The sequence below is a fragment of the Streptomyces sp. ActVer genome (genome assembly GCF_027270795.1).
GTDB classification, from domain to species: domain Bacteria; phylum Actinomycetota; class Actinomycetes; order Streptomycetales; family Streptomycetaceae; genus Streptomyces; species Streptomyces umbrinus_A.
Genome location: NZ_JAPWHT010000141.1, coordinates 1 through 22,066 on the forward strand (window position 1 = coordinate 1; position 22,066 = coordinate 22,066).

The window sequence follows — 22,066 nt, forward strand, 5'->3', positions numbered from 1 at the left end:
GGTCAACGACACCGCGCATCCGGTGGCGGGGGACACCCTGCCGGGTGCGTTCGAGGCTCAGGTGGAGCGTGGCGCCGACCGAGTGGCGTTGATCGGTGAGCAGGAGACGCTGACCTACGGGGAGTTCAACCGGCGTGCGAATCAGTTGGCGCACTGGTTGGTCGAGCAGGGTGCCGGCCCCGAGCGGCTGGTCGCGGTGCGGATCCCGCGTTCCGTGGAACTGATGGTGGCGGTCTACGCGGTGGTGAAGGCCGGTGCGGCCTATCTGCCGGTGGACACCGAGCTGCCCGAGGACCGGGTACGGCAGCTGAGGGAGAGCGCGAAGCCGTTGCTGGTGCTCGACGGTGCGCTTCCCGACGTGTCCGGGTATCCGGAGGTGAACCCGGAGCGCGCACTGTCGCCGGACAACGCCGCGTACGTCATCTACACCTCTGGTTCCACCGGTGGTCCCAAGGGTGTACAGGTGGCACACCGGTCGATCATGAACCGGTTGAAGTGGGGTCTGGCGCACTTCGATGTCGGTGCCGAGGACCGGGTGCTGCTGAGTACGACGGCGAGCTTCGACGTGTCGGTGCCCGAGCTGTTCGCGCCTTTGCAGGTCGGGGCCGCGGTCGTCGTCGCGCGCCCGGACGGGCGTAAGGACCCGGCATATCTGGCGGAGTTGATCCAGCGGGAAGGGGTGACCGGCGCCGACTTCGTGCCCTCCTTGCTGGAGGCGTTCGTCGCCGAGCCCACGGCGAGGAAGTGCACCAGCCTGCGCTGGATAGAGGTCGCGGGCGAGGCGTTCCCGGCGGAGCTGGCCAACAGGTTCGTCGAGCTGTTGCCCGGCTGCGGCGCGCACAACCTCTACGGCCCCACCGAGGCCTCCGTGGAGGTCACCGGATGGCAGCACGTGCCCGGCGCCGACCGGGTACCGATCGGCGCACCGATCTGGAACACCCAGGTGTACGTACTGGACTCGGCGCTGCGCCCCGTCCCGCCCGGGGTCACCGGTGAGCTGTACCTCGCCGGCATGGGGCTGGCCAGGGGCTATCTCGGGCAGACGGCGCTGACCGCGAACAGGTTCGTCGCCTGTCCCTTCGGCGAGCCGGGAACCCGGATGTACCGCACCGGCGACGCCGTGCGATGGAACCAGGACGGCCAGGTCGAATACATCGGTCGAACCGATTTCCAGGTGAAGATCCGAGGTTTCCGTATCGAACTGGGCGAGATCGAAACCGTGCTGTCCCGGCATCCGGCCGTGCGCCAGGCCGCGGTGATCGCCCGTGAGGATGCCAACGGCGGTCGGCAACTGGCTGGATATCTCGTCGTGGATTCCGAGGTGGCGCCGGCGGTGGCGCGGTTCCACGAAATGCAGAGCGCCGGTCGATTGACCGGGGTGGAATTTCATGAGCTGCCGAACGGAATGGCGGTGGCGGGGCGCAACAAGCTGAACATGTCGTTCCTGTACGACGAGATCTTCCAGCGCGGTGAGTACGCGCGGGGTGGTGTGACCGTCGGCGACGGCGCGTGTGTCGTCGATGTGGGCGGCCACGTGGGGATGTTCGGGCTGTGGGCCGGGTCGGTGGCACGCGGTGTGCGGGTGTACGCGTGCGAACCGATGCCGGAGTCCGCCGAGTTCTACCGGATCAACGCCTACCTGCACGGCCTCGATGCGGTGGTGTCCGACTACGGGATCTCGGATGCCGCGGGGCGCGCGGAGTTCACGTACTACCCCGAGATGTCGTTGATGTCGGGGCGTTTCGCGGACGAGGCGACGGATCGGGAAACGCTGCGCCGGGTGATCGCCAACGCGCGTGGCCCAAAGGCCGCCGAGGACGACCAGCTGACCGAACTGCTGGCCCAGCAGCTGTCGAGCACCGTGGTCGACGTGGAACTGCGCACTGTGTCGCAGGTGATCCGGGACAACGGGCTCACCGTGGTGGATCTGCTGAAGGTCGACGCGGAGAAGAGTGAGCTGGCCGCCTTGCGGGGGATCGAGCCGGAGCACTGGCCGATCATCCGCCAGGTCGTGGCCGAGGTGCACGACATCGACGATCGGGTCGCGGTCGTGACGAAGATGCTGGCGGCCAAGGGTTTTCACGTCGTGGTGGAAACCCCCCAGGGGCTCGAGGGCACCGGAATGTGCCAGCTGTACGCCACCCGCGCCGGCCACGAAGCCCCGGCGCCGACCCCGGCCACGCCAGTGCTCGCGGGGTGGCACAGCCCGGCCAGGCTCATCCACGCGGTGCGCGCGCACCTGGAGCGGCAGCTGCCCGACTACATGATCCCCACTCACCTGGTGATACTCGACCGGCTTCCGCTGACGTCGAGCGGCAAAGTGGACAGTCATGCGCTCCCCGCACCCGACCAGGCCCAGGCCGCGACCGGACGAGCGCCGCGCAACCGCACCGAGGAAGTCCTTTGCCGGCTCTTCGCGGACCTCCTCGATGTGGAGGAGGTCGGCATCGACGTCGACTTCTTCGACCACGGTGGGCATTCGCTGCTGGCCACCCGGCTGATCGGCCGCATACGCGGCGAACTAAACGTCGACGTGAAGGTGACGACGGTGTTCCGCAATCGGACCGTCGCCGAGTTGGCGGGGCGGATCGAGAAGCTGACCGCGTCGAAACGCCCTCAGCTGCGACAGATGAACGTGGAGGAGTAGCGTCGATGGTTCCGTTGTCCTTTGCTCAGCGCCGGCTGTGGTTCCTCTACCGCCTGGAAGGCCCGTCCCCCACTTACAACATCCCGTTCGTGCTGCGCCTGGAGGGGCCACTGGACGCCGCGGCCCTGGTCGAGGCGGTGGGGGATGTCACGGCCCGGCACGAGAGTCTGCGCACCTTGATCGTGGAGAACGCGGACGGTACGCCGGAGCAGCGGGTCCTGCCACCGGAGGAGGCGGCCTTCCGGATCCCGGTGGTCGACGTGGCCGCCGACGCGGTGGACGCCGCGATGCACGAGGTCGGGTGCGAGGGCTTCGAACTGGACACGGAGCTTCCCTTTCGGGCAACCGTTTTCCGGGTCGCTCCGCAGGAGCACCTGGTGGTGTTCGTGTTCCATCACATCGCCGCGGACGGGGCGTCGATGGCGCCGTTCCTCCGCGACCTGGTGTCGGCGTATTCGGCTCGCCGGCAGGGGAGCGCGCCGGACTGGACGCCGCTTCCGGTGCAGTACAAGGACTACACGCTCTGGCAGCGGCAGCTGCTGGGCGACGAAACGGATCCGGACAGCATCGCTGCCGCGCAACTGGACTACTGGCGGGACGAATTGGCCGGGGTACCGCAGCCGGTGCAGTTGCCGCTGGATCGGCCGCGGCCGACGGCGGCCGGACACCGCGGCGGCTATGTCTCCTTCGAGCTGGAACCCGAACTGCTCGCCGGGCTGGGGAAACTCGCCGCGGACCGCGGTGCCACGGCCCCGATGGTCGCTCAGGCCGCGCTCGCGGTGCTGTTGCACCACCTCGGCGCGGGCTACGACCTGACGATCGGCAGCCCGATCGAGGGGCGCGCCGATGAGCAGCTCGACGACCTGATCGGGTTCTTCGCCAACACCTGGGTGCTGCGCGTCGACCTGTCGAAGAACCCGTCGTTCGGCGACCTGCTGGATCAGGTGCGGGACAAGGCTCTCGCCGCGTACGACAACCAGGACGTTCCGTTCGAGCGCCTGGTGGGGATGCTCAACCCGGACCGCTCCAGCGCGTACTCACCGCTGTTCCAGGTGATGCTGGCCTGGCAGTTTGTGTGGCAGGGGATCGAGATACCGGGTCTGCGGGTCACCCCCGTCCCGGCGGGCACCGATACCGCGCGCTTCGACCTGTTCTTCAACATCATCCCGGACGCGTCCGGGCGTGCCTACGGGCAACTGGAGTACGCGACCGAGTTGTTCGACCGCACCACGGCCGAGAGTATCGCCGACCGCTACGTGCGCGTGCTGCGGCAGATGGTCGCCGATTCCGCGGGGCGGCTCGGTGCGGTGGACGTGCTCACCGACGCCGAGCGGGACCGGCTGGTCCGGTTGAACGAGACCGCGGCACCTGTGCCGGGATCGACGCTCCCCGAACTCGTCACCGCCCATGCGATGCGGACACCGGACGCGACAGCGGTGGTAGCCGGGCGAACCGAGTTGTCGTACAGGGAGTTGAACGCTCGCGCCGACCGGCTGGCCGTGGTGTTGCGCGAACGCGGAGTCGGGCCGGACGTGCTGGTTGCCGTGGCGTTGCCGCGGTCGGCGGACCTGGTGGTCGCGCAGTTGGGCGTGCTCAAGGCGGGCGGTGCCTACCTGCCGATCGATCCCGATCATCCGGCCGCGCGTGTGGACCTCCTGCTCAACACGGCCGCTCCGGCGCTGGTGCTGACCCATCGTGATACGGCGGCGGCACTGCCGGAGTGCCAACCGCCGGTACTCCACCTCGACGACCTGAGTCTCGATGACCTCGACGACCTCGACGTCCCCGCGGTCGAAGCCTCGGACACCCGTGTCCGGCCGGACAATCTCGCGTACGTGATGTACACCTCCGGCTCCACGGGCAAGCCGAAGGGCGTCGCCATGACCCACGCCACCGTGGTCAACGGTGTGTGGTACTCGCGGCAGATGGCACAGGTCGAGCCGGGATCCCGCATGCTCGCCGCGACCTCGGTGAACTTCGACGTGTCCGTGTTCGAGATATTTACCGCGCTCGCGGCCGGGGCGAGTGTCGAGATCGTCCGTGACGTACTCGAACTCGCTGAACGCGACAGCTGGTCGGGTACCACCATCTGTGCCGTGCCGTCGGTGTTCACCGCGCTTCTCGGCCCCATCCTCGCCGAGGAGCCAGGCGCTCTCAAACTGGATCTGCGGACCGCGATCCTCGGCGGCGACCCACTCACGGCCGACGTGGTCCACAAGGTTCACCAGGCCTTCCCGGATGTCCGTGTCGTCCATGCCTACGGACAGACCGAAAGCTTCTACGTCTCCAGCTTTCCGGTCCCGCAGCGGTCGACCGAAACCGGAGTCATACCGATCGGGCGACCGCTCGCCAATATGCGCACCTACATCCTGGGACCAGAACTGACACCGGTCCCGCCCGGCGTGATCGGGGAACTGTATGTGGCCGGTGGGCTCGCCCGAGGCTATTACGGAAGCGGCGGGTCGACTGCGGAGCGGTTTGTGGCGTGTCCGTTCGGGCCTGCCGGCGCGCGGATGTACCGCACCGGTGACCTGGCCCAGTGGGACAGAAACGGTCACCTGAAGTATGAGGGAAGAGCCGACACCCAGGTCAAGGTGAACGGTATCCGTGTCGAGCCGACCGAGATCGAGATGGTCCTCGCCCAGCATCCCGCGGTCGACCAGGCAGTGGTCGCGGCATGGGAGGGCCACACGGGCAACACGCGACTCGTCGGCTATGTGGCGCCGGTGGGCGGCGCCGGAGACGGCGACATCGACCGGCAGGCCAGTGTCTCGGTGGCGGATCTGCGGCGGTTCGTGGCCGAGCGGCTGCCGGACTACATGGTGCCCGCCCAGCTCGTGGTTCTTGACCGGCTGCCGCGGACGGTGACCGGGAAGCTGGACCGGGGGGCGTTGCCCGAGCCGGAGTTCGGGGGTGGTGAGTATCGGGCGCCGCGCGGTGAGGCGGAGCGGGTGCTGGCCGAGGTGTATGCCGATGTTCTCGATGCCCAACGGGTGGGTGTCGACGATGACTTCTTCGCCAGTGGCGGCGACAGTATCCGGTCCATTCAGGTGGTCGCGCGGGCCAAGGCGCGCGGTGTCGTGGTCAGCACGCGGGAGGTCTTCGAGCAGCGTACGGTCGCCCGGCTCGCGGAGCTGGTGGAGGAACGGGCCGACGAGGAACGCGTGGTGCTGGCCGAGCTGCCGGGTGGCGGGGTGGGCTGGGCTCCGCTGCCGCCGACGGCTGCGCATGTCCTCGCGCTTGGTGGTGGCATCGGCCGGTTCTGCATGTCCGCGATGCTCACGTTGCCGGGGGACATCGATCGTGCGGGGCTGGTCGCGACGTTGCAGGCTGTCGTGGACCGGCACGACGTGCTGCGCTCCCGCCTCGACCGGAAGCGGCCGGGGCTGCGGATGGGGCCGGTGGGAAGTGTGGATGCCGGTGCGCTGGTGCGGGAAGTCGCCTACGGCGACGCCGATGTGCAGGCCGAGCTGGATGCGGCCGCGGGCCGGCTGGACCCGGACGCGGGGGTGATGGCGCAGTTCGTGTGGTTCACCTCCGCCTCCGCCACCGCCACCGATGCGGTGGTGACGGGGCGGTTGCTGGTCGTGCTGCACCATCTGGTCGTCGATGGGGTGTCGTGGCGAATCCTGGTACCGGATCTGGCCGCGGCCTGGCAGCGGGTCCGTGACGGCGGACCCGCGCAACCGGCAGCGGTCGGTACCTCGTTGCGGCGGTGGGTACACGCCCTGGCCGACGAGGCGATCGCTCCAGGTCGGGTGGCGGAACTGCCGGTGTGGCAGCAGATCCTGGCCGGCGAGGAGCCCGTGCTGGGCGCACGCGAGCTGGACCCGGTGCTGGATGTTGCGGCCACCGTGGACACTGTCCGCGTCCGGGTGCCGGTGGATGTCACGGAGACCCTGCTGAACACGTTGCCCGCTGTATTCCGGGGCGGTGCCGACGGCGGCCTGCTGACCGGCCTCGCGCTGGCACTCGCACGTTGGCGTGAGACGCGGGGGGCGTCCGGGTCTTCGACGCTGGTCCGGCTGGAAGGGCACGGCCGGGAAGAGCACCTGGTGCCCGGTGCGGACCTGTCGAGCACCATCGGCTGGTTCACCGCGATGTATCCGGTGCGCCTGGATCTGACCGGTATCGACGTGGCGGACGCGTTCGCGGGCGGTCCGGCTGCCGGGCGGGCGATCAAGGCCGTCAAGGAGCAACTGCGGGCGGTCCCGGACAACGGCGTCGGCTATGGCCTGCTGCGCCACCTCAACCCCGAGACCGCCATCACATTGGCCGGTGGGCGGGAGCCACAGATCGGGTTCAACTACCTGGGCAAGTCCTCCGGCGCGGACATCCCCGAGGAACTGCGCGGCCTGGGCTGGACCCCGGACACCACGCACGCCGACCTGATCCCCGCGCCGGACGCGGACATGCCGACGCCGTCGGCGCTGGAGATCAACGCGGTCGCCACCGCCACCCCCGACGGCGAGGAACTGACCGCCCACTTCGGCTTCCCCACCGGTGTGCTCACCCGCGAGGAAGTCACCGAGCTGGCCGGGCTGTGGATCGAGGCGCTGACCGCCCTGGCCCGGCACGCCACCACACCCGATGCCGGCGGGCTCACCCCGAGCGACGCACCCCTGGTCGAGGTGGGCCAGGAGGAGATCGACACCTGGGAGGTGCGCTTCGGCAAGCTGGCCAGGGTGTGGCCGGCGACCCCCGCACAGTCCGGGATCATCTTCCACGGGATGCTGGCCGGCGCGTCGTACGACCCCTACCACGTTCAGTTGGTGTTCCAGCTCTCCAGGGAGGTCGACCCGGAGCGGATGCGCCGGGCCGGGCAGGCGCTGCTGGGGCGTTACGACACCCTCCGTGCGGCGTTCGTCAACCGGTCGGACGGCGATGTCGTACAGGTGATACCGGAGGCGGCGACCCTGCCGTGGCAGCACCTCGACCTGACCGCGGCCGATGAGAAGGAGCGCGCCGAGTCCTTCGAGCGATTCCTTGAGCAGGACCGGACCACCCACTTCGAGGTGGACACCCCGCCGCTCTTCCGGCTGGCGCTGGTCGTCCTCGATCCCGATCGGCCCGAACTCGTACTGACCGCCCACCACACGCTTTTCGACGGCTGGTCCACGCCCGCGCTGCTGCGGGACCTGCTGCTGCTCTACGCCTCGAACGGCGACCCGGCCGATCTGCCTGCGATCCGCGACTACGGCGAGTTTCTTTCCTGGCTCGCCCGGCAGGACCAGGACGAGGCGGCACGGATGTGGGCGGCCGAACTCGAAGGGATCGAGGCCCCGACCCTGCTCGCTCCCGACTCCACGGCCGCGGACGACGACGGCCGCGGCCAGGTCGAGATCACGCTCCCGCTCGACGAGGCGCGCGAACTGACCCGGCGGGCCGCAGACCTGGGCATCACCGTCAACACCCTGGTCCAGGGCGCCTGGGCGCTGCTGCTCGGCCAACTCACCGGCCGACAGGACGTGGTGTTCGGCGCCACCGTCTCCGGGCGCCCGCCCGCGGTGCCGGACGTGGAGTCGATGGTCGGGATGTTCATCAACACCGTTCCCGTACGCGTCACGTACGCGCCCGGCGACACCCTCGCCGAGGTTCTCACCCGGCTTCAGAGCCGGCAGGCCACGCTCGTGGCGCACCACTTCCACGGGCTCGCGGAGATTCAGAGGGCCGTCGGCCTGCAATCCCTCTTCGACACGCTGGTCGTCTTCGAGTCGTACCCCATCGACCGGGAGGGGCTCAACGCCGCGACCGCCGCCGCGGACGGGATCGACTTCACCGGCTTCCGCCCGTCAGCGGGCAACCACTACCCACTCTGCCTGACGGCGGCGGCCGAACCACACCTCCAACTCGTCATCCAGTACGCGCCCGGTGTCTTCGACCGTGCCACGGTGGAGACGTACGCGGCCCGCCTCGTGCGAGTGCTGCGGCAGTTGGCGGCCGACCCCGGGCTCAAGGTCGCACAGGTCGACACCCTGGAGCCGGCCGAACGCGACCTGATGCTGGCCGCGTTCGACAACCCGGCCGTCCCGACCCCGAACGCCACGATCACCGGGCGTGTCGCGGCACAGGTGGCCCGGACCCGGGACGCGGTCGCCGTGGTCGCCGACGGCGAGTCGTTCACGTACGCCGAGTTGGACGCCCGCGCCGAGCGGCTCGCAGTCGAGCTGGCCAGGCGCGGGGTGGGCCCCGAGACCGTGGTGAGCGTGGTCCTGCCACGCAACGCGACCACGGCCGTGGCCCTCCTGGGCGTACTCAAAGCGGGCGGGGCCTACCTGCCCGTCGACCCCGCCTACGCCACCGCCCGCCTCCCGCACATCCTCCCCGTCGCCCGGCCTCACCTGGTCCTGGCCGACGCCGACACCCGCAGACTTGTCCCTGACACGGACATCCCCGTTCTTGTCCTCGACGACCTCGATATCCAGGCCGTGAATCAGGGCGCCACGGAAACCGCGGAAACCGGGGCACGGCCGACGGCCCGTCCCGACAACCTCGCCTACGTCGTCTACACGTCCGGTTCCACCGGCGTGCCCAAGGGCGTGAGCGTTACCCATGCCACCGTCGTCAACGCCGTGGACGCCCTGGTCGCGCACGCCGGCATGGGGTCCGGCCGACGGGTGCTGCTCGCCGCCTCGTTCGGCTTCGACGTCGCCACCTTCGAGCTGTTCTCCGCGCTCACCACGGGCGGCAGCGTCGAGATCGTGCGCGACGTGCTGGAACTGGCCGAACGCGACACCTGGGACGTCGACGTCATCTGCTCGGTGCCGTCGGCCTTCGCCGAACTCGTCGACCAGCTGCGCGACCGCATCAGGCCCACGGCACTGAACATCTCGGGGGAAGTGCTGACCCCGGCTCTGGCGGACCGGGTGCGCACGCTCTGGCCGGACGCCCGCGTCATCAACAGCTACGGCCCCAGCGAGACCTTCTACGCCACCGCCCACCTCCTGCATCCCGACCGGCCGTACGCCTCCGATGTGCCCATCGGCCGTCCCTTTCCCGGCGTACGCGCCTACATCCTCGGCCCCGGCCTGACGCCGCTGCCGCCGGGCACACCGGGCGAGCTCTATCTGGCGGGGGCCGGACGCGGTTACCAGGGCCAGCCCGCCCTGACCGCCGAGCGCTTCGTCGCCGACCCCTACGGGCCTCCCGGCTCACGCATGTACCGCACCGGCGACCTCGCCAGCCTCACCCCCGACGGCGAGCTGCACCATCTGGGTCGTATCGACACCCAGGTCAAGATTCGTGGCTACCGCGTCGAACCCGGCGAGGTCGAAGCCGCCCTGACGGCCCATCCCCACATCGCCCAGGCCGTCGTCGTGGCCCGGCAAGCCGGCGACACCCGCTACTTGGCCGCCTATCTCGTCCCCGCCCATGGAGAGACCGCCCCTGACCCGGCCGGTCTGGGCGACCACTTGGCCGAGCGGCTGCCCGACTACATGGTCCCCGCCGCCTACGTGCCGCTCGACCGGCTGCCTCTGTCTCCCAACGGCAAGCTCGACCACAAGGCCCTGCCGCCCCCCGACCTCACCCCCACCACGCCCTTCCGGGCGCCCGGCACCGCCCGCGAGGAGGCCCTGGCCAAGCTGTTCGCCGAGGTGCTCGGCGTGGACCGGGTCGGCGTCGACGACGGGTTCTTCGCGCTCGGCGGGCACTCCCTGCTCGCCACCCGGCTGATCACCCGCGCCCGCGCCGAGATGGGGATAGAGATACCCATCCGCAAGATCTTCGACCTGCCGACTGTGTCCGCGCTGGCCGCGTGGTCGGAGGAATCGGCTGTCCCCCTCCGCCCCAGTCTGCGCAAGATGATCGTAGAGGAGCGAATCCAGTGATTCCGCTGTCGTACGCACAACGCCGTATGTGGCTTACGAACAAACTGGAAAGAGGGGCCGAGACCTACAACATCTCCCCGACCTTCCGGCTGACCGGGCCACTGGACCAGGCCGCCCTCGTCGCGGCGATCCGTGATGTCGTCGGCCGGCACGAGATCCTGCGCACCACATACGTGACGGACGACGACGATGAGCCGCACCAGGTGATCCTGTCGGCGGCGGAGGCGTTGGTGCAGGTGCCTGTCGTCGACGTGGCGCCCGAAGACCTGTCCGGCGCGGTCGACGAGGCCATCGCGCACCATTTCGACCTGGCGGCCGAAATCCCGTTGCGGGCGAGCCTGTTCCGCTGCTCCCCCCAGGAGCACCTCCTGGTCCTGGTCATCCACCACATCGCCTCGGACGGTGTCTCGGGCGGGCCGCTGGCACGGGACCTGACCGCCGCCTACACCGCGCGCCTGGACGGTCGGGCGCCGGAGTGGGAGCCGTTGTCCGTGCAGTACAAGGACTACGCGCTCTGGCAGCGTGAGCTGCTCGGCGACCCGGAGGACCCGGGCAGTCTGGCCGCGACGCAGACCGACTACTGGCGCGCGGAGCTGGCCGGGGTGCCGCAGCCGCTGAGCCTGCCGCTGGACCGCCCGCGGCCGGCGGAGAGAAGCCTGCACGGCGACACGGTCAACTTCGTCGTGGGACAGGAAGTGGCGGCCGGGCTGCAGAGGCTGGCCGACGAGCGCGGAATGACCATGTCGATGGTCCTGCAGGCCGCGCTGGCCGTGCTGCTGCGCAAGCTCGGTGCCGAGGACGATGTGACGATCGGCAATCCGATCGCCGGGCGCACCGACGAAGCGCTGGCCGATCTGGTCGGGGTCTTCGTCAACACCCAGGTGCTGCGGGTGGACCTCTCCGACGACCCGTCGTTCACCGACCTTCTCGCGCAGGTGCGCGACAAGGCGCTGGCGGCCTACGAGCACCAGGACGTTCCGTTCGAGACGCTGGTCGAGTTGATCAACCCCGAACGCTCCGCGGCCTACCAGCCGCTGTTCCAGGTGACGTTCGCCTGGCAGAACTTCGCGAAGCAGGACTTCGAACTCCCCGGACTCAAGGTGGAGTTCGAGCAGCACCTTGTGTCGGCTGCCATGTTCGACCTGTTCTTCAGCATGGCCATGGACGAATCGGGGGCGCTGCAGGGCGACCTCATGTACGCGACCCAGCTCTTCGACCGGGACACGGTCGAGACCATCGCCGCCCGGTTCGCGCGCGTGCTGGAGCAGTTGGTCGCGAACCCGCGGTCGTCGGTCGGCGCGATCGAGGCGCTGTCGGCGGAGGAACGGGAGTGGCTGGTGCGGGGTGTCAATGACACCGCGCGGACGGTGGCCGCTGAGACCCTGCCGGCCGCGTTCGAGGCCCAGGTGGAGCGTGATCCGGACCGCGTCGCGGTGATCGGTGAGCAGGAGACGCTGAGCTATCGGGAGTTCAACCGGCGTGCCAATCAGCTGGCGCACTGGCTGGTCGAACACGGTGCGGGTGCTGAGCGGATCGTCGCGGTGAAGATCCCGCGTTCGGTGGATCTGATGCTGGCGATCTACGCGGTGGTCAAGGCGGGTGCGGCCTATCTGCCGGTGGACACCGACCTGCCGAAGGACCGGGTGCGGCAGTTCCTGGAGAGTGCGAAACCGGTGCTGGTGCTCGACGAAGCGCTTCCGGACGTGTCGGGGTATCCGGAGTCGAACCCGGAACGGGTGCTGGTGCCGGACAACGCCGCGTATCTCATGTACACCTCTGGCTCCACCGGTGGTCCGAAGGGTGTGCAGGTGTCGCACCGGTCGATCATGAACCGGATCAAGTGGGGTCTGGAGCACTTCGACGTCACGGTCGAGGACCGGATGCTGCTGAGCACGTCGGCGAGCTTCGACGCGTCGGTGCCGGAGCTGTTCGCCCCCCTGCAGATGGGGGCTGCTGTGGTGATCGCGCGTCCGGACGGGCGTAAGGACCCGGCGTACCTGGCGGAGCTGATCCAGCGGGAGCGGGTGACCGGCGCGGACTTCGTGCCCTCCCTGCTGGAGGCGTTCGTCGCCGAGCCGTCGGCCGCGCAGTGCACCAGTCTGCGCTGGATCGAGGTCGCGGCCGAGCCGTTCCTGGCCCCGCTGGCCAACCGGTTCGTCGACCTGCTGCCGGGATGCAGCGCGCACAACCTCTACGGCCCCACCGAGGCGACCGTCGAGGTCACCGGGTGGCAGCACGTGCCGGGTGCGGACCGGGTGCCGATCGGTGCGCCGATCTGGAACAACCAGGTGTACGTGCTGGACGAGACGCTGCGCCCGGTCCCGCCCGGGGTCACCGGTGAGCTCTACCTGGCCGGTGCCTGTCTGGCGCGGGGCTACCTCGGGCAGACGGCGCTGACCGCGGAGCGGTTCGTGGCCTCCCCCTACGGTGAGCCAGGCGCACGGATGTACCGCACCGGGGACGTGGTGCGGTGGAACAAGGACGGTCAGGTCGAGTACATCGGCCGCACCGACTTCCAGGTCAAGGTCCGCGGGCTCCGCATCGAGCTGGGCGAGATCGAGCATGTGCTGGCCGCACATCCTGGTGTGGCACAGGCGGCGGTCGTGGTGCGCGAGAACCAGAACGGCGACCAGCGCCTTGTGGCCTACGTCGTGCCTGATCCGGATGCCGCGGTGGCCGATGCCGACGCGCAGGTGGACGAGTGGCGCCAGGTCCACGACGACACCTATGCCGAATCCGCCGAAGAGGCATGGGGCGAGGACTTCCACCTGTGGAAGTCGGCGTACGACGGTGAGCCGATTCCGCCGGAGCAGATGCGGGAGTGGCGGGACGCGGCGGTGGCGCAGGTGTTGCGGTTCGGGCCGCGGCGGGTGCTGGAGATCGGTGTGGGTTCCGGTCTGCTCCTCGCGAAGATCGTCGGTGAGGTCGAGGAGTACTGGGGCACGGACATCTCCGCGACGGTTGTGGACCGGGTCCGGGCGCAGGCCGAGCAGGCCGGCCACGGCGACCGCGTCCGGCTGAGTGCTCAGGCGGCCGACGACGTGTCCGGGCTGCCCCGCGCCGGGTTCGACACCGTCGTCATCAACTCGGTGGCGCAGTACTTCCCGAGCGTCGAGTACTTGGACCGGGTGCTGAGCGAGGCCATGGAACTCGTCGCGCCGGGTGGCCGGCTGATCGTCGGTGACGTGCGTAGTGCCACGACCCTTCGGCTGCTGCTGACCGCGGTCCAGCGCGCGGCGCGGCCGCACGCCTCGCACGAGGAGGTGCGGGCGATGGTGGACCAGGCAGTGCTGGGCGAGCGGCAGTTGGTGGTGGCTCCGGAGTGGTTCGCCGAGTGGGCAGCGGACCGTTCCCTCGCGGTCGACATCCGGCTGAAGGCGGGGCGGGTGCACAACGAGCTGACCCGGCATCGCTATGAGGTCGTGCTGCACAAGGAGCCGGCCGACGTGCTCGACCTGGCCGGTGTGCCGGAGGTGCCCTGGGGCCGGGAATCGGACTTGGCCGACCTGGCAGGCTGTGTCGAACGGGCGGGCGGCCCGGTGCGGGTGACCGGGATACTCAACGCGCGGCTGGTGGAGGAGGCCGCTGCGGCGACGTCGGCCGGTGTGGTGAGTGTGACAGCTCCCTCCGGCGGGTCGCTCGACCCGGAGGACCTCGCCGCGTGGGCGCGGCAGGAGGGCCTGGGCACGGTCCTCACCTGGTCGGGCGAGGCCGTCCACGGCTACGATGCGGTGCTGCTGCCAGGGCAGCGGACGGTCGTATCCGGCGGGTTCGTTCCCAGCGGCGCGGTCGGGCGGATCCGGGCGAACGCCCCCGCCCTCGCCAAGGTGATCGGCCCTCTGACGGTTGAGCTGCCTGAGTACCTGCGTGGGCGTCTGCCGGACTACATGGTCCCGGCCGCCGTGGTGCCGCTGCCGGAGCTTCCGTTGACTCCGGCCGGCAAGCTCGACCGGCGAGCGCTGCCCTTGGAGTCCATCACCACCACGAGCAGCGGAGCGCCGCGCAACTCCCATGAAGAAAAGCTGTGTTCCCTCTTCAGTGAGTTGCTCGGCGTGGAGGAGGTCGGCATCGACGACGACTTCTTCGTGCTCGGCGGACACTCGCTCCTGGCTACCCGGCTCAGCGCCCGTATCCGCAAGCAGTTCGATGTCGACATGCCCGTCAGGACGATCGTCCGGTACCCCACGGTGGCCGAGTTGGCCTCGCTGGTGCTCATCGGCGGCATCCCCGACGAGCACGCCGACTCGTTCGCGGTCGTGCTGCCGTTGAACCGCGATCCCGGCACGGGGAAGCCGCCGGTGTGGTTCTTCCACGGAGGCGGTGGGTTGGGCTGGGCCTTCTTCACCTTCGCGCCGTACGTGCCGGACCGGCCCGCCTACGCCCTGCAGTCCCGCGGCTCCGGCGGCACGGACTCGATGGCGGGGTCGGTGGAGGAGATGATCGACGACTACCTCGCCCAGATACTCGAGACCCAGCCGGAAGGGCCCTACAACCTGGTCGGCTGGTCCTACGGCGGCCCGCTCGCGCACGCTGTCGCGGAGGCGCTGGACCGGCGAGGGCATCGGGTCGGCCTCTTGGCGATCCTGGACTCCAAATCGGCGAGCGGGTTCAGGAACCTGTCCGGCACGGTGCCGGCGGTCTACCGGAAGGAAGTCGAGGAGGTCTTCGGCCAGTTCATGAACACCGACAACATGGACCAGTTCCTGGACACCATGTCGAAGGTTGGGGCGAACAACCTTTCCAAGATGGAGGAGTTCGATTCGCCGGTCTACCGCGGCGACATGCTCTTCTTCAACGCGAAGCTGGACAAGGACGAGGAAGGGTCGTGGGCACCCCATTGGCGTCCCCACGTCCTCGGCTCGATCGAGGAGTACGACGTGGACGCCACGCACCACGACTTGCACATGCCCAAACCCGCGGGCCAGATCATGAAGGTCATCGCCCGCAAACTGGCGCAGTGACGGGGGAGGTTTAGGCCCTCGGACTGCACGCCGGCCGGGACGACAGGTGTGGAACGTGCGACGTCGTCCCGGCGAGCGGCCTGTAAGGCGCCGCGGAAATAGCCCGGTTCTGCTGCGGCCACGCTCCGGACGCGACCGTCACTGCCGTCATTCCGACTGGTCACGGCCGAGGAATTCCCAGGAACCGGATCAACGAACCATCGAATGGATGATTGGGGTTGGTCGGGGTGGCAGAACCCGGCATGTCCACGGATGACCGGGACCGGACCACGCTGCTCTGTGTGCCGTTCGCGGGAGCAGGAGCTTCGTTCTTCCACCCGTGGCGGGCGCTGGCCGCCGGCCGGTGGCGAATGGTTCCGTTCGAGTTGCCCGGCAGAGAGCGGCGAATCCTGGAGACGCCGTACCGGAATGTCGTCGAAGCGGCCAAGAACTCTGTCGACGACATCGTCGCGGACCTCGGTGAAGGGGCACGGACCGTACTGTTCGGGCACAGCCTGGGGGCAGTGCTCGCCTATGAGCTGGTGCATCTGCTGAGCACGCGTGATGTGTGCGTCGAGCGGCTGGTCGTGAGCGGTTCGCCGGGACCGTGGACACAACGGGAGCGGCGGGCCACGGGGCTTCCGGACGAGGAGTTCCTCGCCCGGGTCGAGGAGTTCGCCGGGTTCAGGCACGCGGCTCTCGATCATCCGGAGATGCGCGAACTGATTCTCCCCGTGTTGCAGGCAGACTGCGAAATGCACGAGAACTACGTTCCGAGCACCGACGAACCGGTGTCGGTGCCGATCTGCTCGGTTCGGGGCAGCTCCGACGGCCTGGTCGGAGCGGAACAGGCGCAGGAGTGGCGGCGAGCGACCACGGGCGAATTCAGCTATGCGGAGTTCCCAGGCGATCACATGTACCTGGTCGATCACGCCCGGGAGATATTGGACCTGATCGAGGCGGAATCAGCCTCCGGTCGCTAGTGCTTTGTGCTGGAAACACGTGGACTCAGAAGAGTCTCTAGGAGAGTCGCACCCTCAACCGTTAGGCAAGACGAACAAGGAGACGACAATTATGGCTGAGCCGATCGTGAGTCTACTTAACCCCGAATTCGAAGATGACCCCATCGGTGCCTTCGCGCGCCTGCGGGAGAAATCCCCGCTCGTCCGCATCGGGTTTCCCGGCGGGCCGCCGGTCTGGCTGATCACGCGAAGCGAAGAGTTCAAGGCAGCGTGGAGTGATCCGCGGCTCGTGACGAATATCAGCAATGTGCCGGGCCATCAAGGGCCCAGCATCGCGGACCAGGCGCTCACGTCTCTCGATGTGCCGGCCGAGCTCCTGCGCTACTTCACGTCCAATCTGATGCTTCAGGACGGCAAGAATCACAGTCGGTTGCGCCGCCTCGTGGCGCCTGCGTTCAGCGTCCGGCGCATCAAGGCACTGCGGCCGCGTATCGAGGAGGTTTCTGCCCGGCTCATCGACGCCTTGGCCCAGAAGGGATCCTGCGACCTCCTCCTGGACTACGCCACACCGTTGACCGGTGCCGTCATCTGCGACCTCGTCGGCATCGACGAGGCCGATCAGCCGCAGATACGGAAGTGGATGGACGAGTACGCCAACGTCGACCGCGACTTCACTACGAGCGCCCTGGGCCTGTTCGAGTACACCAAGAAGCTGATCCAGCGACGCCGGGCCGAGCCCGCCGACGACATGATCTCCGCCCTGATCGCGACGAAGGACGAGGACGGCGACCGGCTCAGCGAAGACGAGATCGTCTCGATGGTGGGCGTACTGGTGAACGGCGGGTACCACTCCACCGCCCACTTCATCCCGAACGCGGTTCTCACACTCCTGGACAATCCGGATCAGCTGGCCCTGCTGCGTGCCAAGCCGGAGGCATTGCCGCACGCCATCAACGAGTTGATGCGGATCGCGAATCCCATCCCGAGCGCCGGACCGCGGTACGCGGCCGAGGACATGGAGCTCGCCGGGGTCTCGATCTGCAAGGGCGATGCGGTGACGGGCTCTCTTCAGTCCGTCAACTACGACCCCCGTGTGTTCTCCGAGCCCGAACGGTGCAATGTGGAGCGTGTGCTGAAGCGTGGGGAAGGCCACCTCGCTTTCGGTTCGGGCCCGCACCGCTGCATCGGTGCGGCACTCGCCGAACTCGAAGGCGCGATAGCCATCGATCACCTGTTCCTCCAGCGTGACAGCCTGGAACTCGCTGTGAGCAGCAGTGAGTTGAAGTATCGCGAGCTCATCCCCGGCGGCGCCCGGCTGTTCTCCGCATTTCCAGTGCGCTTGTGAGGACCTGACCGGCGACACAGACGGGCGCCCCCGAACGCATCGTGTTCGGGGGCGCCCGTCTCTGCGCCAAGGTTCGCCGGCAGGCGGTCGAGGATGGAGTGCGGCGGGACCGGCGTTCGTCCTCCGGGCCGGCACGCCGACGGTCGACCGACAGTGCGCCGCACATGTACGGCGCACTGTCGGCCGGTGAGGCTGCGATCAACGCTTTACGGTGCCTTCGCGCAGACGGTTGATCATGTGCCGAGTCGTCTCGATCGGGCTCTCGTCGGGAAGCTCACGTGAACTCGACGGCAGCGCCTCGTTGAGCTTGGCCACTTTTTCGCTCCACTCGTCCTGCCCGGCGAAGGGAACCGTCTCGCCGTCCTGGTAAGTGGGGAACGGGCGGTAGCTGTTGAGGCTGTTGGTGTCGGTTCCGCGTACGAGCAGCGGGTCGAGGTAGATCCCTTCACTGTGGATTCGCGTGGTGGTCGAGATGTAGCCGATGTCGAGACCACACCGTCGCTTGGCGGAGGTGTTCGCCTCTGAGCAGTGCAGCAGATGCGGATGGTGGATCGAGACGTCGCCCGGCTGTAGTTCGATCTCCACGATTCCGCGCTTCTCCGCCCACTCCCGCACCAGGGTCTCGTCGGAGGCGGAGAACAGCATGTTGGGCTCGTCCGTGCGGACCGACGGTTTGTGCAGCGGCAGTTCGTGACTACCGGGGATCATCCGCAGACAGCCGTTCTCCGTGGTGCTCTCGTCGACGGCCAGCCACACCGTCAGCGCCTCCATCGGACTCAGCGTCCAGTACGCGCCGTCCTGGTGCCACAGAACGGGCTGTCCGTTGTACGGGGGCTTGCAGATGTAGTGGGCGGTGAAGCATGCAACATCCGGGCCGAGGAAGAATTCCGCGATGTCCACCAGGTGGGAATCCGAGACCAGACGTGCCCAGAAGGCGTCATTGCGGATCAGAGGGTGGTGGAAGTGCTCGGGACGCAGATCCGGATACTTGCGGGTGAGCCAGTCGACGTGGGCGCGCGCCTCGTCCAAGAGATCTGTTGGCACGACGTTGCGGATGATGGAGAAGCCTTGCTCGGCGTATTCCGCCGCAGCTTTCTCCAGAATCCCGTCGCCAAATTTGTTCATGCGTCGGCTCCTTCTCAGGTCTGCCACGTGATTGCCGTGTGGAATGAGTTAATGGAGCCGCCACGGCTTACCGTCTGCCAGCTCCTGGAGTTAGGCCCCGGACACGCAGGGGTAGCCGAACCAGGGTGTCGACGCGGCGCCCGCGACACGGCTCTGCTCCCTATAGCGCGGTTCCAGTGGCCAACCGCAGCAGCACGCCCGGGCCTTCCCGCGGTTCCTCAGCAGTTCAATACTCTGCCCGCGGGGCAGGGGAGTGTCAATCGTGAGCCCGCCCCTGGCATATCCAAGTCCGCCTCGGGAGAAGGATAAAGGCCCTCAGTCAAGAGACCGAAGCTCGGAATCGACCCCTGTTGGGTCCATATCCCTGTGGATCTCCACAGGGCAATGTCACTTGTCGGCGAAGTAGACGGCAAATGTGATGACAGATGTAGACCAGAGCATCGGTAAGGTGAAACCTGTCATCCATCTGTTTTGTGAGGCTGCCGATCTCGTAACCCACTTGGCGCTCGCGGTGCGTAGACGTTGCCGATGAAAGGTGGCTGTCCCGCTGACGGGACAGCCACCGGTGCACATCAAACGATTGGCGCGTTGGGTACGCTGCCCCGTTGGCGTCCGTGACGAGAACACCGACGGGGCGCCGTACGCCGACGTGGTGTCGGAGTACGACGCCCCGGGGTGGGATGCGGTGCGGGAGGTGCCCGCCCCGCGCCCATGTCGCCTACTTCGGGTCGCGGTTGAACTGTGCCTTCGACCAGCGGTAGCCGAGGACGGTGATGCCCAGGCACCAGGCGATGGTGATCCACCAGTTGTTGCCGATCTCGGTGCCGAGCAGCAGGCCGCGTACGGTTTCGATGGCGGGGGTGAAGGGCTGGTACTCGGCGATCGGCTGGAACCAGCCCGGCATGGTGTCGGCGGGGATGAACGCGCTGGAGATGAGCGGCAGGAGGATCAGCGGCATCGCCATGTTGCTCGCGGCTTCGGCGTTGGGACTGGCCATGCCCATGCCGACCGCGATCCAGGTGAGAGCCAGGGAGAACAACGCGAGCACCCCGAACGCCGCCAGCCACTCCAGGACGGTGGCGTCGGTGGACCGGAAGCCGATGGCCACGGCAACAGCACCGACGAGGACCAGGCTGGCGAGAACCTGGAGCACGCTGCCGACGACGTGCCCGATGAACACGGACCCGCGGTAGATGGCCATGGTGCGGAAGCGGGCGATGATGCCCTCGGACATGTCGGTGGCGACGGACACCGCGGCGCCGATCACGGTGCTGCCGATGGTCATCATCAGAATGCCCGGGACGATGTAGGCGATGTAGTCGGAGCGGTCGGCGCCGCCGCCGCCGATGCCCGCGCTCATCACGTCGCCGAAGATGTAGACGAAGAGCAGGAGCAGCATGATCGGGGTGAGCAGCAGGTTCAGGGTGAGGGAGGGGTAGCGGCGCGCGTGCAGGAGGTTGCGGCGCAGCATGGTGTTCGAGTCGCGTACGGCGAGGGAGAGGGAGCTCATCGGGCGGTCTCCTTGGACTGGTTGGGGACGTTGGTGCTGTCGGTGAGGGCGAAGAACACGTCGTCGAGGTCGGGGGTGTGGACGGTGAGTTCGTCGGCCTCGATGCCGGCGGAGTCGAGCCAGTCGAGGATGGAGCGGAGTTCGCGCTGGCTGCCGTCGCTGGGGAGCTGCAGCGCCAGTGCCTCGTCGTCCCGGGCGGCTTCGCGCAGTGTGGAGGCGGCGGACTGGTAGGCGGCCGGGTCGGTGAAGCGGAGCCGGACGTGCCCGCCGGGGATGAGCCGTTTGAGTTCCTCGGCGGTGCCCTCGGCGGCGATCTTCCCGTCGTGGAGGACGGCGATGCGGTCGGCGAGTTCGTCGGCCTCCTCCAGGTACTGGGTGGTGAGGAAGACGGTGACGCCGTCGGAGACGAGTTCGCGGATGATCTGCCACATGTTGTGGCGGCTGCGGGGGTCGAGGCCGGTGGTGGGTTCGTCGAGGAAGATGATCCGCGGGTTGCCGACCAGGGTCATGGCGAGGTCCAGGCGGCGCTTCATACCGCCGGAGTAGGTGGAAGCGGGCTTCTTGGCGGCGTCGGTGAGGTCGAAGCGCTCCAGCAGGTCGGCGGAGGCCTGCCGTCCCTCCTGCTTGGACAGGTGGTGCAGGTCGGCCATGAGGAGCATGTTCTCCTCGCCGGTGATCAGGCCGTCCACGGCGGAGAACTGGCCGGTGACACCGATCGCGGCCCGCACGCCGTCCGGTGACGTGGTGACGTCGTGGCCCGCGACCTGGGCCTGTCCGCCGTTGGCGGTGATGAGGGTGGAGAGGATGTTCACGGCGGTGGTCTTGCCGGCGCCGTTCGGGCCGAGCAGGGCGAAGACGGTGCCGGCCGGGATGTGCAGATCGATGCCGTCGAGGACGGTCTTGTCGCCGAACGACTTGCGCAGACCGACGGTGGAGATGGCGGCGGGCGACGGGTGACCGTCATCCTGCCTGGGTGTGGGCATGACAGACGAAGGCATGGAGCCCTCCCTCTCGAAGGCTGAAGCGGCTGGGGGACGGGAAGAGATGAGGCTGGTGCGGGGGACGGGGGCGTTCAGGCTTTGGCGCGGAAGATGTCGATGTTTCCCCAGTTGGTCCGTGCGCGGACCTTGACGGTCTCCTCGGTCTGCTCCGGGGCCTCGGACGTGGCGAGCGTGTTGCGTACCTGTCCGTGGTTGGTGCTGACGTCGAGCCAGGCGGCGGTGCCCTCGCGGATACCGACCTCGATGGAACCGTTGGAGGTCTCCAACTGGACGTTGCCGCGGGCGACTTCCGCGACGCGGAGGAGGCCGTTGGTGGTGGTGCCGACGACCGACGCCTCGGCGCGCGCGATGTCGATGGCGCCGTTGGCGCCGTTCACCCGCAGCTCGCCGGTCACGGCGCCGACGGTCATGGTGCCGTGCGAGTGCTTGAGGACTGCGGGGCCGTCGACGAGGCCGACGCGCACGTTGCCGGTGCTGCTGGTGATCTCGGCCAGGCCTTCGACCCGGTCGACGGTGGTCGAGCCGTGCGGCGCTTTGAGTTGCAGCGGGCCGGTGGTGTCGAGGCGGACGTCGCCCGCCGAGGTCTTCACTTGGACGTCACCGAGCCGGCCCTCGCCGATCACGCTTGTTCCGGCGCCGGTCATGTCGACGTTCGAGCCCGTGGGCAGTTCGACCGTCACGTCGACGGTGCCGCCGCGCCCGATGAG

At 68.4% G+C, this 22,066-nt stretch carries 9 protein-coding genes; 5 read left to right on the forward strand and 4 right to left on the reverse strand.

Annotated features, from left to right (window positions below; translation table 11 throughout):
* From O3Q52_RS23250 to O3Q52_RS23270, 5 genes are all read left to right on the forward strand, one after another.
* Positions 1-2,647: amino acid adenylation domain-containing protein (locus O3Q52_RS23250; protein WP_269650701.1), on the forward strand; the 2,647-nt coding region annotated here is incomplete at its 5' end.
* A 5-nt stretch (positions 2,648-2,652) separates the two neighbouring features.
* On the forward strand, positions 2,653-10,476 hold the full coding sequence (locus O3Q52_RS23255) for a non-ribosomal peptide synthetase (protein WP_269650702.1): 7,824 nt from the start codon (positions 2,653-2,655) through the stop codon (positions 10,474-10,476).
* On the forward strand, positions 10,473-15,437 hold the full coding sequence (locus O3Q52_RS23260) for a non-ribosomal peptide synthetase (RefSeq protein WP_269650703.1): 4,965 nt from the start codon (positions 10,473-10,475) through the stop codon (positions 15,435-15,437). Before O3Q52_RS23255 ends, O3Q52_RS23260 begins: the two co-directional genes overlap by 4 nt.
* Positions 15,438-15,679: 242 nt before the next feature.
* A complete protein-coding gene (locus O3Q52_RS23265; protein WP_269650704.1) occupies positions 15,680-16,399 on the forward strand; it encodes a thioesterase II family protein in 720 nt (239 codons plus the stop codon).
* 19 nt (positions 16,400-16,418) lie between these two features.
* Positions 16,419-17,723: a cytochrome P450 gene (locus tag O3Q52_RS23270; protein ID WP_269650705.1), complete on the forward strand. Its 1,305-nt coding sequence runs from the start codon at positions 16,419-16,421 to the stop codon at positions 17,721-17,723.
* Between the two features lie 198 nt (positions 17,724-17,921).
* Here O3Q52_RS23270 and O3Q52_RS23275 read toward each other — a convergent pair whose 3' ends face one another.
* The 4 genes from O3Q52_RS23275 to O3Q52_RS23290 form a co-directional block, all read right to left on the reverse strand.
* Positions 17,922-18,848: a phytanoyl-CoA dioxygenase family protein gene (locus O3Q52_RS23275; RefSeq protein ID WP_269650706.1), complete on the reverse strand. Its 927-nt coding sequence runs from the start codon at positions 18,846-18,848 to the stop codon at positions 17,922-17,924.
* A gap of 718 nt (positions 18,849-19,566) precedes the next feature.
* Positions 19,567-20,358, reverse strand: coding sequence for an ABC transporter permease (locus tag O3Q52_RS23280; RefSeq protein WP_269650707.1), 792 nt, complete (start codon positions 20,356-20,358; stop codon positions 19,567-19,569).
* On the reverse strand, positions 20,355-21,356 hold the full coding sequence (locus O3Q52_RS23285; protein WP_269650708.1) for an ATP-binding cassette domain-containing protein: 1,002 nt from the start codon (positions 21,354-21,356) through the stop codon (positions 20,355-20,357). The genes O3Q52_RS23280 and O3Q52_RS23285 overlap by 4 nt, the downstream gene beginning before the upstream one ends.
* A 74-nt stretch (positions 21,357-21,430) precedes the next feature.
* Positions 21,431-22,066: DUF4097 family beta strand repeat-containing protein (locus O3Q52_RS23290; protein WP_269650709.1), on the reverse strand; the 636-nt coding region annotated here is incomplete at its 5' end.